The organism is Microbacterium sp. NPDC089695, from assembly GCF_044749085.1.
GTDB lineage: Bacteria > Actinomycetota > Actinomycetes > Actinomycetales > Microbacteriaceae > Microbacterium.
The window spans coordinates 2,692,042-2,707,620 of the sequence record NZ_JBIVHG010000001.1; the positions used below are offsets into that span (position 1 = coordinate 2,692,042).

The 15,579-nt window shown below is 69.0% G+C and carries 13 protein-coding genes; 5 read left to right on the plus strand and 8 right to left on the minus strand.

Annotation, left to right across the window (positions count from 1 at the left end):
* The 4 genes from ruvX to rpsD all read right to left on the minus strand — a co-directional run bounded on the left by ruvX (position 1) and on the right by rpsD (position 4,125).
* Positions 1–474 (minus strand): Holliday junction resolvase RuvX, encoded by a 474-nt coding sequence (gene ruvX / locus ACIPYT_RS12965; protein WP_401074635.1) that lies wholly within the window; start codon positions 472–474, stop codon positions 1–3.
* On the minus strand, positions 471–3,131 hold the full coding sequence (alaS, locus tag ACIPYT_RS12970) for an alanine--tRNA ligase (protein ID WP_401074637.1): 2,661 nt from the start codon (positions 3,129–3,131) through the stop codon (positions 471–473). Before alaS ends, ruvX begins: the two co-directional genes overlap by 4 nt.
* Positions 3,132–3,201: 70 nt before the next feature.
* Positions 3,202–3,390: a hypothetical protein gene (locus ACIPYT_RS12975; RefSeq protein WP_401074639.1), complete on the minus strand. Its 189-nt coding sequence runs from the start codon at positions 3,388–3,390 to the stop codon at positions 3,202–3,204.
* A gap of 105 nt (positions 3,391–3,495) precedes the next feature.
* Positions 3,496–4,125: a 30S ribosomal protein S4 gene (gene rpsD, locus ACIPYT_RS12980; protein ID WP_096716119.1), complete on the minus strand. Its 630-nt coding sequence runs from the start codon at positions 4,123–4,125 to the stop codon at positions 3,496–3,498.
* 214 nt (positions 4,126–4,339) lie between these two features.
* Here rpsD and ACIPYT_RS12985 point away from each other — a divergent pair, with 214 nt between their 5' ends.
* Together ACIPYT_RS12985 and ACIPYT_RS12990 are read left to right on the plus strand one after the other, a co-directional pair.
* Positions 4,340–5,506, plus strand: coding sequence for a GNAT family N-acetyltransferase (locus ACIPYT_RS12985; protein WP_401074643.1), 1,167 nt, complete (start codon positions 4,340–4,342; stop codon positions 5,504–5,506).
* Positions 5,506–6,651, plus strand: coding sequence for an ATP-grasp domain-containing protein (locus tag ACIPYT_RS12990; RefSeq protein ID WP_401074646.1), 1,146 nt, complete (start codon positions 5,506–5,508; stop codon positions 6,649–6,651). Before ACIPYT_RS12985 ends, ACIPYT_RS12990 begins: the two co-directional genes overlap by 1 nt.
* A 25-nt stretch (positions 6,652–6,676) precedes the next feature.
* Here the strand turns inward: ACIPYT_RS12990 and ACIPYT_RS12995 are convergent, their stop codons facing one another.
* Entirely contained in the window at positions 6,677–8,041 is a 1,365-nt protein-coding gene (locus ACIPYT_RS12995; protein WP_401074649.1) for a replication-associated recombination protein A, read from the minus strand.
* A gap of 109 nt (positions 8,042–8,150) precedes the next feature.
* On the opposite strand from ACIPYT_RS12995, the gene ACIPYT_RS13000 reads away from it, so the two are divergent.
* The 3 genes from ACIPYT_RS13000 to ACIPYT_RS13010 all read left to right on the plus strand — a co-directional run bounded on the left by ACIPYT_RS13000 (position 8,151) and on the right by ACIPYT_RS13010 (position 10,542).
* Positions 8,151–8,474 carry a hypothetical protein gene (locus ACIPYT_RS13000; RefSeq protein WP_401074651.1) on the plus strand — a complete coding sequence of 108 codons (324 nt, stop codon included), beginning with the start codon at positions 8,151–8,153 and terminating at the stop codon, positions 8,472–8,474.
* A gap of 150 nt (positions 8,475–8,624) precedes the next feature.
* Positions 8,625–9,920: a DUF349 domain-containing protein gene (locus tag ACIPYT_RS13005; protein ID WP_401074851.1), complete on the plus strand. Its 1,296-nt coding sequence runs from the start codon at positions 8,625–8,627 to the stop codon at positions 9,918–9,920.
* 76 nt (positions 9,921–9,996) lie between these two features.
* On the plus strand, positions 9,997–10,542 hold the full coding sequence (locus ACIPYT_RS13010; RefSeq protein WP_401074654.1) for a type IV toxin-antitoxin system AbiEi family antitoxin: 546 nt from the start codon (positions 9,997–9,999) through the stop codon (positions 10,540–10,542).
* On the opposite strand, the gene ACIPYT_RS13015 is transcribed toward ACIPYT_RS13010, so the two are convergent.
* From ACIPYT_RS13015 to secD, 3 genes are all read right to left on the minus strand, one after another.
* A complete protein-coding gene (locus ACIPYT_RS13015) occupies positions 10,529–12,778 on the minus strand; it encodes a RelA/SpoT family protein (RefSeq protein ID WP_401074656.1) in 2,250 nt (749 codons plus the stop codon). The two genes, ACIPYT_RS13010 and ACIPYT_RS13015, sit on opposite strands and share 14 nt — an antisense overlap.
* A 68-nt stretch (positions 12,779–12,846) precedes the next feature.
* Positions 12,847–13,836, minus strand: a complete 990-nt coding sequence (gene secF / locus ACIPYT_RS13020) for a protein translocase subunit SecF (RefSeq protein ID WP_401074659.1) — start codon at positions 13,834–13,836, stop codon at positions 12,847–12,849.
* A complete protein-coding gene (gene secD, locus ACIPYT_RS13025) occupies positions 13,836–15,566 on the minus strand; it encodes a protein translocase subunit SecD (protein WP_401074661.1) in 1,731 nt (576 codons plus the stop codon). The genes secF and secD overlap by 1 nt, the downstream gene beginning before the upstream one ends.
* Positions 15,567–15,579 lie beyond the last annotated feature (13 nt).

Sequence of the window (15,579 nt, forward strand, 5' to 3'; positions counted from 1 at the left end):
TCAGGGGGACTCCTCGTCGAGCGGAATCGTGGAGCCGGGCGGGTTTCCCGTGCTCTTCTCCATGTCTATCGCCTGCTGCAGCAGCACCACAGCGGCGACCTGATCCACAATGCTACGAGAGTTCTTCTGGGTTCTCCCCGAAGATCGCAGCGCGGCGTGTGCGGTGACCGTGCTCAGACGCTCGTCGACCAGGCGCACCGGGGTGCCGTTCGCCGCCAGGATCGCGGCCGCGAAATCCCGCGCGTCCACGGTCGAAGCGGTGTCGACGCCCTGCAGGTTCACGGGCAGCCCGACCACGATCTCGAGGGGCTCGTACTCCGCGGCGATCGCCGTGATCCGGGCGATCGCGGCATCGTCCCGGGGCACGGTCTCGACCGGGACCGCGAGCATGCCGTCGGGATCGCTCCGGGAGACGCCGATCCGCGCCCTGCCGACATCTATCCCGAGCCGCACCCCGCGGCGGAAGCCGGTCACGCTGCCTGCAGCTCCTGGGCGATGGCGTCGAGCGCGGCAGGCAGAGCCGCGGCATCCGTGCCCCCACCCTGTGCGACGTCATCGCGTCCGCCTCCGCCGCCGCCGAGCACGGATGCGGCGCGCTTCGCGAGCGCACCGGCCTTGGCGCCGGCGCTGCGGGCCGCGTCGTTCGTCGCGACGACGACGACCGGGCGGCCGTTGACCACGGCGCCCAGCGCCACGACAGCCGGGTCGCTGCCGAGGCGGTCACGTACACCGAGCACGAGATCGCGCAGGTCGTCTGCGGAGGCGACGTCGCCGAGAGGCTGCGCGGCCACACGGAAGGCGCCGACGCGCGTCGCGGCATCGGCGATCGCCGGAACCTGTCCGGCGCGCTCCTTGGCCTCGAACTGCGCGATGCGCTTCTCCGCGGCCTTCAGGCTCGACGACAGATCTGCGATGCGCTCGGCGAGCTGGTCGCGGGGCGTCTTCAACGACGACGTGAGCTGCGACACGAGAGCACGCTCTGCCGCGAGCTCGCGGAACGCGTCCTGACCCACCAGTGCCTCGATGCGCCGGTTGGAGGCGCCGACCGACGATTCCCCGACGACGCTGACGAGCCCGATCTCAGAACTCGTGCTCACATGCGTGCCGGCGCACAGCTCGCGAGACCAGGGTCCGCCGATGTCGACCATGCGCACGACGTCGCCGTACTTCTCGCCGAACAGCGCCATGGCGCCGGCTTCCTTGGCCTCATCGAGCGTGAGGATGCGGGTTGTGACCTCGAGCGCGTCGTTCACGGCGCGGTTCGTGATCTCCTCGATCTCGGTGCGCGTCTCGCCCGACAGCGCCTGCGACCACGCGAAGTCGAAGCGCATGTACCCCGCACGGTTCAGCGAACCCGACTGCGTGGCGGTCGGGCCGAGCGTGTCGCGCAGCGCGGCGTGCACGAGGTGCGTCGCCGAGTGCGCCTGACGAGCGGCGCGGCGGTTCGCGGCGTCGACGACCGTCGTGGCGGCATCGTCGACCGCGACCGAACCTCGGGTGACCTCGACCGTGTGGCTGATGAGCCCGGGCACGGGCTTCTGCACGTCGAGCACCTCGAGTTCGAAGCCCGGACCGACGATGACGCCCTTGTCGGCGACCTGTCCGCCCGACTCGGCGTACAGCGTCGTCTCGGCGAGCACGATCTCGGCGATCTGCCCCTCGGTGGCGCTGCGCACGACCTGGCCGTCGACGAGGATCCCGAGCACGCGAGAGTCGACCTCGAGCTCGGAGTAGCCGTCGAAACCGGTCTCGCCGAGTGCGCGGAGCTCGCGGTACACGGAGACGTCGGCGATCTGGCGCTTCCGGTTGCGGGCGTCGGCCTTCGCGCGATCCCGCTGCGCCTTCATGAGCTCGTCGAACGCGGCGCGATCGACCTCGAGCCCGGCCTCTTCGGCGACCTCGAGCGTGAGGTCGATCGGGAAACCGTAGGTGTCGTGCAGCAGGAACGCCTCGCGACCGCTGAGCGCCGCTGATCCGCTCTTCTTGGTGTCGTCGAGCGCGAGGTCGAGGATCGTCGACCCCTGAGCGAGCGTGCGACGGAAGGTCTCCTCTTCCGCGAAAGCTGCGGAGGAGAGTGTCGACCACTCGGTCTCGAGCACCGGATAGGCGGACTTCATCGCGTCGCGCGACGCGGCGAACAGCTCGGGGAACGCCGGCTCGTCGACTCCGAGGAGGCGCATCGCCCGCACGGTGCGGCGCATGAGCCGACGGAGGATGTAGCCGCGACCCTCATTCGACGGGCGCACGCCGTCGGAGAGCAGCATGAGCGAGGATCGGACGTGGTCGGCGATCACGCGGAAGCGGACGTCGTCCTCGTGGACGGCGCCGTAGCGCCGACCGGAGAGCTCGACCGCGCGGTCGAGCACCGGGCGCACCTGATCGATCTCGTACATGTTCTCGACGCCCTGCTTGAGGAACGCGACACGCTCGAGCCCCATACCGGTGTCGATGTTCTTCATCGGCAGCTCGCCGACGATGTCGAACTCCGTCTTACCGCGGATGTTCTCGATGAAGTCCTGCATAAACACGAGGTTCCAGATCTCCAGGAATCGCGTGTCGTCGGCCGCCGGACCACCGTCGGCGCCGTAGGCCGGACCGCGGTCGAAGAAGATCTCGGAGTCGGGTCCGCCGGGCCCCGGCTGACCCGTGTTCCAGTAGTTGTCGGCGCGGCCGAGCCGCTGGATGCGCTCGGGCTTCAGCCCGATGATGTCGCGCCAGATGGCCTCGGCCTCGTCATCGGTCTCGTACACCGTGACCCAGAGGTCCTTCTCGTCGAATCCGAGTCCGCCGTCGGACTCGGAGCTCGTCAGGAGCTCCCAGGCGTAGCGGATCGCGCCCTCTTTGAAGTAGTCGCCGAAAGACCAGTTGCCGAGCATCTGGAAGAACGTGCCGTGGCGGGCGGTACGACCGACCTCCTCGATGTCGTTCGTGCGGATGCACTTCTGCACGTCGGCGATGCGCGGATGCGGAGCGGGGACGACACCGGTGAGGTACGGGATCATCGGGACCATTCCCGCGACCGTGAAGAGGAGCGAGGGGTCGTCGCTCACGAGCGAGGACGACGGGACGATGAGGTGGTCGTTCTTCTCGAAGTAGTCGAGGTAGCGCTGCGCGATCTCCGCAGTGTTCATGGGTGTGCCGGGTGTCCTTGCGTACGGTGTCGGGTGATGCGGGCTGTCACGGGGCGCGTGGGCCCCGTCGTCAGTCGTCCGCGGGCTCGGTGAGCCGGGCCTGCTGCTCGCGGTAGGCGTCGCCGATGATCCCCGTGAACTCGTTGATCCTGGCGTCGACCTCGGCGAGGATGTCGTGACCGCGCGGGTCCTTGTTCATGAAGTGCGCCGCGACGAAGCCGCCGATCACGCCGATCAGGAACCACAGCACGTTCTTCATGTCGTCATCCTCGTCTTGGACCGCGGAGGCGCGGTCTCTCCATCGTAGGCGGAAACGACAGAGGGCGTCGGGTTGCCCCGACGCCCTCTGCTGGAAAAGCGATGCTCAGCGAGCCGCGTAGTACTCGACGACGAGCTGCACTTCACAGGTCACGGGGACCTCGGCGCGCTTCGGGCGACGGACCAGGCGGGCCTGGAGCTTGTCGAGCTCGACCTCGAGGTAGCCCGGAACGGGAGGCAGGACCTCGGCGTGACCGCCGGCCGCTGCGACCTGGAAGGGCTCGGTGCCCTCGCTCTTGGCCTTGACGTGGATGAGCTGACCCGGCTTCACGCGGAACGACGGGCGGTCGACGAGCTGGCCGTCGACGAGGATGTGACGGTGCACGACGAGCTGGCGGGCCTGCGCGGTGGTGCGGGCGAAGCCCGAACGCAGCACGAGGGCGTCGAGACGCATCTCGAGGAGCTCGACGAGGTTCTCACCGGTCAGGCCGTCCTGACGACGGGCCTCGTTGAACGTGTTGCGCATCTGCTTCTCGCGGATGCCGTACTGCTCGCGAAGACGCTGCTTCTCGCGCAGACGGACGGCGTAGTCGCTGTCGGCCTTGCGCTTGGTGCGGCCGTGCTCGCCCGGAGCGTAGGGACGCTTCTCGAGGTAGCGGGCGGCCTTAGGGGTGAGGGCCACGCCGAGGGCGCGGCTGAGACGGACCTTGCGGCGGTCCTGGGACTTCGTGGTCACGAAGCTGTCCTTCCGATGACGCGGTCGCGTCTTTCGCGACTCGCGGACGTATCACCGCGTCCTGCCTTGGAGCGCACGCCGGGGCGCCAGCAAGGTGTTGTGTGAACGAGGAGATGCCCGAAAACTCGGTTTCGAGCCTATCAAGTCTAACAGATCGACGCCGGCGGCCGCGGAACGGCCGGTCGCAGCGACAGTCGGGAGATAGGATGCCCCCGTGCCCGAGGTCGTCAGCGTTCGCATCGAGGAGCACGGTGCCCTCGATCCCTCGCGATTCGCACACCCGGACGCACGCACGGCGGCCGCCTACATCCGGCTCCTCGCCGATGACGGCCTGGCGGCGTCTATCTCGAACGCCCGGGGCACCATGCTGGCGATCGTCATCGACGATGCGATCGTGCTCCCGCTCTTCGTGCCGGATGCGCGCGCGGCCGAGAACACCGCCTACACCTCGTCGATGTACGCGCACTACATCTCGTACGCGCGCGCGGAGCTGCGCGAACTGCGATCGCCGATCCTCCAACGCCTCGCCGCCGTCGCGCTCCTGCCCCTCGCGGCGATGCTGCGGGCCGCCCGCATCGACGATGCCGTCTACATCAACAACTGGCTGCTGTCGACGAACCTCTACCCCGCACTCGAACCCGATGCCGTCGAGGCCGTCACGACCGCGGTGAACGCCCGTTTCCGCGGGCGCCACATCGTCTGGAACTCGATCAACGAGCACACGACGGGCGCGTTGCACGCGCGGATGCGCGATCTCGGTTACACACCGCTGTTCAGCCGCAGCATCTGGGTGCAGGACGAGTACGAGGGGCTCGGCAGCCGTGTCGAGCACGTCCTCCGCAGAGAGCGTCGGCTCGCCGCGACATCGGAGTACCGGTTCCGCGACTCCGGTTCCGATGACGACGTCGACGAACCGGTGCGTGCCGCCGACCTCTACCGCCGGTTGTACGTCGAGAAGTACTCGCCTCACAACCCCCAGCTCACCGCACGGTTCATGGCTCGGACGCGGGCCGCCGGGATCGTGGAGTACGAGGTGCTCGCCCGCGACGGCGAGGACGCGGCCGGGGTCATCGGGCACATCGCGGTGAACGGGATCCTCACCACACCGGTGCTCGGCTACGACCTCGACCGCCCGCGGGACGACGGGCTCTACCGCATCCTGTCCATCCGCCTGCAGGACAAGGCGCGCGACCTCGGTCTGGTCTTCCACAGCAGCGCGGGCGCCGGGGAGTTCAAGAAGAGCCGCGGCGCGAGGAACCACATCGAATACCGCATGATCGCGCTCGACGGCGTTCCGCGATGGCGTGCCGCGCTGGTGCGCGGCTTCGCCGCGCTCGCCGAGCGAGTGGTCGTCCCCATGATGATGCGCCGAGGGCTGTGATGCGCGTGCTCGTACTGGGCGGCCGCTCACTCGTCGCCCTGGAGATCGTGCGCAATCTCGGCCGCCACGGGCACGAGGTGCACGTCGCGGAGTCGGTCTCGGTGAACCCCGCCGCCTGGTCGCGACATGCGCGCGGCAGCACCCGCATCCGTTCGGCCCGGTTCCATTTCCTCGGCTTCCTGGACGACCTCGCGACGACGATCGACACGCACGGCATCGACCTCGTCGTGCCCACCTGCGAGGAGACCTACTTCGTGGCGCGCGGAGCGGACTGGTTGCGGCGGCGCTGCCCCGGGGTGCGCATCGCGGCAGGATCGTTCGAGGACATCTCCGCGCTGCACGACAAGCACCGGGCCATGGAGGTCCTCGGCCGACTCGGCGTTCCCGTCCCCGCGACCGAGCTCATCCACGACGCCCGGGATCTCGGCGCACTGCTGGACCGCGATCGGCGCGGTCCGCTGGTGCTCAAGCGGCGCTTCTCGCGGTTCGGCGTGCAGGTGCGGCTCCTGCTCCCGGAGACGGGTCGTGTGCGGACCGATATCGCATTCGATCAGTGCGCCGACGACTGGGTCGCGCAGGAGTTCGTGGAGGGACGCCTGCACTGCGCCTATGCCTTCGCCCACGAGGGACGGGTCATCGCCTCCGTGCAGTACGCGGATGCCGGGGCCGCGCCCTTCCAGGTCCTGACCGCGTTCCTGCCGGCGCATGATCCGCGATTCCAGGAGGCGATCGAGCGTGCGGTGGCGGGGCTCCATTACTCCGGGCACATCTCGTTCGACGCGATCGTCGCAGACGACCGCATCGCCGTCATCGAGTGCAATCCCCGCGTCACCAGCGGCGTCCACTGCGTCGCGGATGCCGATCTCGGCGCGCTGTTCTCGGCTGAGCATCCGATCGAGCGCTCGACCTCGCCGGCGCTCCCCGGAGCGCCCGCGCAGATCCGGGTGCTGAACCTGTTCCGTCGGAGAGGACGCGACCGGAGCATCCGCGACGTCGTGCATGCCGCGGATGACCCGATGCCGTCGGTCGCCTACGCGCTGCTCGTCGCCCGTTTCGCCCTGACCGCGCTCCGGCATCGCATCACGCTCACCGCCGCGACGACCCGGGACATCGAATGGAACGGGCAGGAGCTCCCACTTCCGTGAGCCTCCGTCTCACCGGGCGCCGCGGTCAGCGGCCGTCGAGGATGCGGCGGATGCGTTCGAGACGCGCGGAGATGTCGCGCTCGGCCCCGAGGTTTTTCGGCTCGTAGTACCGGCGGCCGCGGAGCTCATCGGGCAGGTACTGCTGCGGCAGGATGCCGAACTCGCTGTCGTGCGGGTAGACATAACCCTTGCCGTGGCCGAGCCGCTTCGCTCCGGGGTAGTGCGCGTCGCGCAGGTGCAGCGGCACGCGCCCGAAACCTCCGGCGCGGATGTCGGCGATCGCGGCGTCGATGCCGCTGTAGGCCGCGTTCGACTTCGCGGTGGTCGCGAGGTACACCGTGGCCTCGGCGAGTGGGATGCGCCCCTCCGGCATGCCGATGAACGCGACCGCGTCGGCGGCTGCGACCGCGATCGACAGCGCCTGCGGGTCGGCGAGGCCCACGTCCTCCGAGGCCGAGATCACGAGTCGGCGGGCGATGAACCGCGGGTCCTCCCCCGCTTCGATCATGCGTGCGAGGTAGTGCAGCGCGGCGTCGGGATCGGAGCCGCGGATCGACTTGATGAACGCGCTGATGACGTCGTAGTGCTCGTCTCCCTGCCGGTCGTAGCGCAGCAGTGCCTTGTCGACCGCCTGGGCGACGTCGTCGGCGCTCACGGCCGGCACGGCGCCGCCGTCGCTCTCGACGTCGTCGGCCGTCTCGTCGGACGATGCGTGCGACAGAGCGACCGAGGCCGCCGCCTCCAGCCCGGTGAGCGCACGACGCGCATCGCCGGACGCGAGGCGGATCAACGCCGCGCGCGCGTCGTCGGCGAGCGTGACAGCGCCGTTGAGACCCCGCGCGTCGGACACGGCCCGGTCGACCAGGACGCCGATGTCGTCGTCGGTGAGCGGCTGCAGGGTGAGCAGCAGCGAGCGCGACAGGAGCGGTGAGATGACGGAGAACGAGGGATTCTCGGTCGTCGCGGCGATGAGGATCACCCAGCCGTTCTCGACACCGGGCAGAAGCGCGTCCTGCTGCGCCTTCGTGAACCGGTGGATCTCGTCGAGGAAGAGGATCGTCGTCTGGCCGTACAGGTCGCGCTGCGTGATCGCCTCCTGCATGACCTCCCGCACGTCCTTGACGCCCGCCGTGATCGCGGAGAGCTCGACGAAGCGTCGCCCGGAGGACCGGGCGATCGCCTGGGCGAGCGTGGTCTTGCCCGTGCCGGGCGGCCCCCACAGGATGATCGACACGGCGCCCGGCGACGAGGCCGCCGGATCGGCCAAAGCGACGATCGGCGATCCCGCGCGGAGCAGATGCTTCTGGCCCGCGACCTCGTCGAGCGAGGTCGGACGCATGCGCACGGCGAGGGGCGTCTGCCCGGAGAGCAGTGCGGCGGCGGAGGTCATCACCCCAGGCTAACGCGGGCCGCCGACACCGCGGTGTTCCGCACGGGCGGCGAGACGACGGTAGGCTCTCAGGCGACGCGCCCGACCGCGTCGGAACAGGGAGCAGGGCATGGCCGCACGCGGGTCCCGGAGCGATCGACGCTCACGCACCGAGGCGGAGCGCGCACGGCTCCACGCGGCACGCACGCAGTGGCACGAGCGGCAGATCCGCCGGCGGGTGCGCGACAACGCGATCGCCGTGATCGTCGGCATCCTGGTCGTCGGCGGCGCCGTCGCGAGTCAGGTCGTGCATGCCCAGGTCACCGCGCCGGCGCCGGAACCCACCCCGAGCGTGGAGCCCACCGACGCTCCGCTGCCCTCGGAGTTCCCCGTGCCGACCGACGCTCCGGCGCCGACGGAGGCGCCCGACCCGAGCGAGACCCCGACGGAGTGAGTCGACCTCACCCCATCTCCGGCGCTCCGGCGTACTAGGCTGGCTCTCGTCCTTTCCGCCTCCCGCGGTCCCCCGCGCAAGGAGAATCACGTGTCTGCCACCGACGCCCCGAAGCCGACCCCTCCCATCCCCGCGCCGCCTGCCGTGCCCATGCCGCGCAAGCTGCCGACGCCCGCAGCCGTGGCCCCGGTCACCGCAGCGATCCCGACGCCGTCCACCGATGCGGCCGAATGGGGTCGCGTGTCCGACGACGGCACCGTCGAGGTGCGCGAGGGCGAGACCTGGCGCGTGGTCGGGCAGTATCCCGACGGAACGCCCGACGAGGCGCTCGCCTACTTCGTGCGCAAGTACGACGACATCGCGTTCAAGGTGGTGGCGCTCGAGCAGCGCCATCAGGCCGGAGGCGCATCGGCGAGCGATCTCGTGAAGCAGGCCGGTCATCTCCTCGACGAGGCCACGGATGCTGCAGCCGTCGGCGACCTCGCAGGGCTTCGCGACCGCCTGAACACGCTCACCTCCTCGCTGTCCGAGGCCACCGCCCAGGAGGCGCAGCAGGCCAAGGAGCTCGTGGAGCAGGCCATCGCCGAGCGCACCGCCCTCGTCGAGCGCGCCGAGGCGATCGCCGCCCGCGACCTCTCCAAGGTGCAGTGGAAGCAGGTGACGGCGGAGCTCGGCGAGCTGTTCGACGCCTGGCAGGCTCAGCAGCAGACCGGACCCCGTCTGTCGAAGAGCGTCTCGCAGCAGCTCTGGAAGCGTTTCCGCGACGCACGGTCGACCGTCGACAAGGCGCGTCGTGCGTTCTACTCCGAGCTCGACGAGGCGCACAAGACCGCCCGCGATGCCAAGTCGCGCCTCGTCGAGCGCGCCGAGGCACTCGCACCGCGCGGCGTCGACGGCATCCCCGCGTACCGCACGCTCCTCGACGAGTGGAAGGCCGCCGGTCGCGCAGGGCGTAAGGCCGACGACTCGCTGTGGGCACGGTTCAAGGCCGCGGGCGACGCGCTCTACGCCGCCAGGGCCGAGCAGGCCGCCGCCGAGGAGGCCGACTCCGCACCGCGCATCGAGGCCCGCCAGGCGCTCCTCGAGGAGGCCAAGGCCGTGGCCGACGAGGCGAACATCAAGCGCGCCCGCGCGCTGCTCACCCGCATCCAGCGGCAGTGGGACGAGGTCGGACGCATCTTCCCGCGTGACAAGGAACGCGCGCTCGACGACCGTCTGCGCGTCATCGAGCAGGCGCTCAAGGCCCGCGAGGACGTCGACTGGAAGAAGAACAACCCCGAGACCAAGGCGCGCGCGAACGACATGAGCTCGCAGCTCGTCGAGGCGATCGAGAAGCTCGAGGCCGAGCTGGCCGCGGCTGAGGCCTCCGGCGACAAGAAGGCCGCGAAGGAGGCGGCTGACGCCCTCGAGGCGCGCCGCACCTGGCTCACCGCCCTCGGAGGCTGACGCCCGCACGACGACGTTCTCCACAGGTCCGTCGTCGCCAGCGAACGAGCGGGATGCACTGCGCCACACTGGCGTGATGCATCCCGCTCTTCTGTACGTGCCCGGACGACGACTGGCCCTTCCCGAGCTGTGCGCCGCGCGCATGGACGGGCACCTCGTCGAGATCGGCGATGCCTACATCCCCGCAGACCTCGTCGAGGGGACGACGACCCGTGCGGCGACCCTGGCCGGAGTCATCCCCGCGTCCACCGCCGCCTCAGGACCGACAGCGGCGTGGGTGCACGGCGCCGGTGACGCCCCGCCGCCCCGACATCACGTGAGCAGAGCCGTGCCCCGACGCATCCGCGCCGTGCATTCCTCGCGCATCGTGGTGCACCACTCCGCGGTCCCCGAGGAGGACGTCGAGACGATCGCCGGCATCGCGGTCACGACACCGCTGCGGACCATGACCGACCTCGCGCTCGGGCTGCATCGCGATCCGACCCTGCGCGACTGGATGACGTCGCTCGCCGCCGTCGACGGTGATCTCGTGGCGCGCACGGTGACGGCGCTGGACGCCCTGCATCGCGTCCCCGGCACGGTGTCGGGGCGCGCGGCGCTGCTGCGGATCAGGACGACGTGACGCGATAGACGTCGTAGACGGCGTCGATCCGGCGCACCGCGTTCAGGACGCGGTCGAGATGCACGGCATCGCCCATCTCGAACACGAAGCGGCTGAGGGCCAGTCGCTCATCCGTGGTGCTCACGGTCGCCGAGAGGATGTTCACGTGATGCTCGCTGAGAACGCGTGTGACGTCGGACAGCAGCCCTGATCGGTCGAGAGCCTCGACCTGGATCTGCACCCGGAACACGCTCTTCGTCGTGGGTGCCCACGACACGTCGACGAAGCGGTCCTCCTCGCTCGCGAGCGCCTTGATGTTGACGCAGTCGGCGCGATGCACCGAGACGCCGCTCCCCCGCGTGACGAATCCGACGATGTCGTCGCCCGGAACCGGGGTGCAGCACTTCGCCAGCTTCACGAGGATGTCCGAGGCGCCGCGGACCAGGACGCCGGAATCGCCCGCGCGCGCCTCGCGCGTGGGGGGTCGTTCCGGAAGGTCGATCGCCCCGGTCGTCGGGTCGTTCTCGGCGACGAGAGCCGTGACCTTCTCGAGCACCGACTGCGTGGACACGTGTCCTTCGCCGACGGCCGCGTACAGCGCCGAGACGTCTTCATAGCGCAGCTGATGAGCGACCTCGGCGAACGAGTCCTGGCTCATCAGGCGCTGGAGCGGCAGGTTCTGGCGCCGCATCGCGCGGGCGATGGACTCCTTGCCCTGCTCGATCGCCTCTTCTCGACGCTCCTTCGTGAACCAGCCCCGGATCTTGTTGCGTGCACGGGTGCTCTTGACGAAGCCGAGCCAGTCCTGGCTCGGTCCGGCATCCGGGTTCTTCGAGGTGAAGACCTCGACGACGTCGCCGCTCTTGAGCTCCGACTCGAGCGGCACGAGACGGCCGTTGACCTTCGAGCCCATCGTCCGATGCCCGATCTCAGTGTGCACGGCGTAGGCGAAGTCGACGGGCGTCGCGCCGGCGGGCAGCCCGACCACGCGTCCCTTGGGCGTGAAGACGTAGACCTCTTTGGCACCGATCTCGAAGCGCAGCGAGTCGAGGAACTCCCCCGGGTCGGCGGTCTCGGCCTGCCAGTCGGAGATGTGCGCGAGCCAGGCCATGTCGCGGTCGGCGGCGCGGACCTCGGCCTTGCCGCCGTTCATCCGCTCCTTGTACATCCAGTGCGCCGCCACACCGTACTCGGCCTGCTGATGCATCTCGTGCGTGCGGATCTGGATCTCGACCGTACGCCCCGACGGACCGATCACGGTCGTGTGGAGCGACTGGTAGAGGTTGAACTTCGGCGTGGCGATGTAGTCCTTGAACCGGCCGGGCAGCGGTGTCCAGCGAGCATGGATGGCGCCGAGGACGGCGTAGCAGTCGCGCACCGACGCGACCAGCACCCGGATCCCGATCAGGTCGTAGATGTCGTCGAACTCGCGACCGCGCACGACCATCTTCTGGTACACCGAGTACAGCTGCTTGGGACGCCCGACGACCTTGCCGCGAATCCGGAGGTCGCGCAGGTCCTCGTCGATCTCCTCGACGACCTGACTGAGGTACTTCTCGCGCTGCGGGGTGCGCTGCGCGATCAGGTTGTGGATCTCGTTGTAGATCTTCGGATGCAGCACCGCGAACGAGAGGTCCTCGAGCTCCGACTTGATCGCCTGGATGCCGAGTCGGTTCGCCAGGGGCGCGTAGATCTCGAGCGTCTCCTTGGCCTTCTTCGCGGCCTTCTCAGGAGGGACGAACCCCCACGTTCGCGCGTTGTGCAGGCGGTCGGCGAGCTTGATGAGCAGGACGCGGATGTCCTTCGACATCGCGACGATCATCTTGCGGACCGTCTCGGCCTGTGCGCTCTCGCCGTACTTGACCTTGTCGAGCTTCGTGACGCCGTCGACGAGCATCGCGACCTCGTCGCCGAACTCCGCGGTCAGATCGGTCAGCGCGTACCCGGTGTCCTCGACCGTGTCGTGCAGCAGCGCCGCGGCGATGGCTCGCGGGCCGAGCCCCATCTCGGCGAGGATCTGCGCCACCGCGAGCGGGTGCGTGATGTACGGCTCACCGCTCTGACGCTTCTGCCCCTCGTGCTTGTCCTTCGCCACGGCGTAGGCGCGCTCGATGACGGCGATGTCGCCCTTGGGATGATTGGCCCTGACGGTGCGGAGCAGGTTGTCCAGGTCGTTGACCCGGGGCGCACGGGAGAAGATGCGGGGAACCAGTCGTCTCAGGCTCGATCCCTGCGACGTCGTCTGCGGTTCCGCCATCCGCTCACCTCCGAATCAGAACATCTTACGCGTGCTCGGCGGGGTGCGGCCCCGCCGAGCGGGATCGATCAGGCCTCGACGGACGCGCGCTCGCGCGACTCGCGCACGCGGGCGTCACGAGCCTTGATCTGCGGCTCGTTCTCGCGGAACAGCGAGTACAGCGGTGCCGCGACGAACAGCGTCGAGTACGTCGCCACCAGGATGCCGACGAAGATCGACAGCGAGATGTCGGTGAGCGTCTCGGCACCGAGCCAGAACGATCCGATGAAGAGGATCGCGCCGACCGGGAGCGCCGCCACGACCGACGTGTTGATCGATCGGATGAGAGTCTGGTTGACCGCGAGGTTGACGGACTCGCCGAACAGGCGCGACGACTTCTCGCCGTCTTCCGTGGTGTTCTCTCGGATCTTGTCGAACACGACGGTGGTGTCGTAGAGCGAGTAGGCGAGGATCGTCAGGAAGCCGATCACGGCCGCCGGCGAGATCTCGAAGCCCGCCAGCGCGTACACGCCCACCGTGATCACGAGCACGTCGAGCAGGCCGAGGATGGCCGCGGCCGACATCTTCCAGGTGCGGAAGTAGATCGCGAGGATCAGGAAGGTCAGGGCGAGGAAGATCGCGAGACCCCACAGCGACTGCTTGGTGACGTTCTCGCCCCAGGCCGGCCCGATGAACGATGACGTCACGGCGTCGGCGTCCACGCCGTAGGCGTCGGCGAGAGCCGCGGAGACCTGCTGGGTCTCGGCGGAGCTCATCTGGTCGGTCTGCACGCGGATGTCCGCGCCGTTGACCACGACGACCTTGGTGGCAGCTTCCGGCACCACGGACTGCACGGCGGTCGTGGCCGTCTGCTGGTCGGTCGTGTCGGGTGCCTGCACCGTGAACTGCGACCCGCCGGTGAACTCGATCGAGAATTGGATCGGACGGATCAGCGGCACGAGGGCGGAGCCCACCACGAGGGCGATCGCGATGATGAACCACAGGCGGCGCTTCCCGACGAAGGGGAACGACGTCTTGCCCGTGTAGAGGTTGTTGCCGAACTCGTTCATGGAAGCCATCACGCGTCCCCCTCACTTCCGGTGCTGGTGCGTTTCTCACCGGCGAGTGCTTCGGCGCGTTTGCGCTCCGCGATGGTCTGTCGGCGATCGGCCTCGCCACGCGAACGGGCGTTCTTCGCCCCGCGTCCGGCGGTGGCCGTGGACACCTCCCGGAACTGGGAACGGCTGCGGTACACCGCGCCGAGCGATTCGGGATCGAGTCCGGAGAGCTTGTGCCCTCCTCCGAAGAACTTCGTGCGCGCGAGGATCTGCATGACCGGGTGCGTGAAGATCACGAAGATCAGCACGTCGATGACGGTCGTGAGTCCCAGGGTGAACGCGAAGCCCTTCACCGTGGCGTCGGCGAGGATGTAGAGCACGACGGCCGCGAGCACGTTGATCGACTTCGAGATGTAGATCGTGCGCTTGGCTCGGCCCCAGCCGTCTTCGACCGCGGCCGTGATGGACTTACCGTCTCGCAGCTCGTCTCTGATGCGTTCGAAGTAGACGATGAACGAGTCGGCGGTGAATCCGATCGACACGATGAGACCCGCGACGCCGGCGAGCGAGAGCCGGAAGCCCAGACGCCACGCCAGGATGCAGATCACGATGTACGTGAGGACCGCCATCACCGCGATCGACGCGATGATCACCGTCCCGAGCGCGCGGTAGGAGAACAGCGAGTAGAGCGCCACGAGCGCGAGGCCGATGAGACCCGCGATCAGACCGATCTGCAGCTGCTGCGTACCGAGCGTGGCCGACACCGTATCGGAGCTCTGCACCTCGAAGCTGAGAGGCAGGGCGCCGAATTTCAGCTGGTCGGCCAGCGTCGTCGCGGTCTCCTGCGTGAAGTCGCCGGAGATACTGGGGCGTCCGTCGAGGATCTGCCCGTTCATGCGCGGGGCACTGATGACGGAGCCGTCGAGCACGAACGCGAACTGATCGCGCGGCGAGAGGTTCGCGAGACGGTTCTGGTTGAGGCGGGTGCTGACCTCGCCGAACGCCTCGGTGCCGTCGGCGTTCATGGTGAGCTGCACGATCCAGGCACCGGAGCGCGGATCGCGACCGGCCGTGGCATCCGTGATGGCGGTGCCGGTGAGCTCGGTCGGCCCGAGGATGAACTTCGCCTGACCCGTCGGGTCGCACGCGATGAGCGGCTGGTCGGCCGGCTCCCGCGACGGGTCGTTCTCGGGGTTCGAGCAGTCGTACGCCTGGAACTCGGCGGCGAGCTTGTCACTCACCCACGACGGGTCGCTCGCATCCGTCGGCTGTGCCGTCGGGGTCGCGTTGACCGAGTCGTCGGGGGTCGGATACGCGGTCTCGTTGCCGTCCTCGCCGATGAAGGTGTTCGTACCGGCAGTCGTCGCGATCACGGCGCGGAACTGCAGCTGCGCGCTCGACTGGATGCGCTCGCGCGTCTGGTCGTCGGCCGCACCGGGGATCTGGACGACGATGTTGCGTCCGCCCTCGGTCGTGATGTCAGCCTCGGCAACACCGGAGGCGTCGACGCGCTGACGGATGATCGCCGCGGCCTGGTCGAGCTGCTCAGAGGAGGGCGCAGCGCCGTCCTCCGTCTCGGCGCTCAGGATGATCTGCGTGCCGCCCTGCAGGTCGAGGGCGAGCTCAGGCGCCCACGAGCTCTTCTGGAAGACGTAGACGCCCAGCGCGTTGATGCCGAACAGGACGCCCGTCACCAGGAGGAGTCCGAGGAGGACCCGCCAGGCGTGACGGACCGGGGAGGAAGTGGCCACGTGAGATCAGCTT

Coding starts and splice junctions, on each gene's coding strand:
- ACIPYT_RS13005 (WP_401074851.1), top strand. CDS start 8,625: ATGCCGCGCAAGCTGCCGACGCCCGCAGCCGTGGCCCCGGTCACCGCA.
- ACIPYT_RS13015 (WP_401074656.1), bottom strand. CDS start 12,778: ATGGCGGAACCGCAGACGACGTCGCAGGGATCGAGCCTGAGACGACTG.
- ACIPYT_RS12995 (WP_401074649.1), bottom strand. CDS start 8,041: ATGACCTCCGCCGCCGCACTGCTCTCCGGGCAGACGCCCCTCGCCGTG.
- ACIPYT_RS13010 (WP_401074654.1), top strand. CDS start 9,997: ATGCATCCCGCTCTTCTGTACGTGCCCGGACGACGACTGGCCCTTCCC.
- ACIPYT_RS12975 (WP_401074639.1), bottom strand. CDS start 3,390: ATGAAGAACGTGCTGTGGTTCCTGATCGGCGTGATCGGCGGCTTCGTC.
- ACIPYT_RS12990 (WP_401074646.1), top strand. CDS start 5,506: ATGCGCGTGCTCGTACTGGGCGGCCGCTCACTCGTCGCCCTGGAGATC.
- secF (WP_401074659.1), bottom strand. CDS start 13,836: ATGGCTTCCATGAACGAGTTCGGCAACAACCTCTACACGGGCAAGACG.
- ACIPYT_RS13000 (WP_401074651.1), top strand. CDS start 8,151: ATGGCCGCACGCGGGTCCCGGAGCGATCGACGCTCACGCACCGAGGCG.
- alaS (WP_401074637.1), bottom strand. CDS start 3,131: ATGAACACTGCGGAGATCGCGCAGCGCTACCTCGACTACTTCGAGAAG.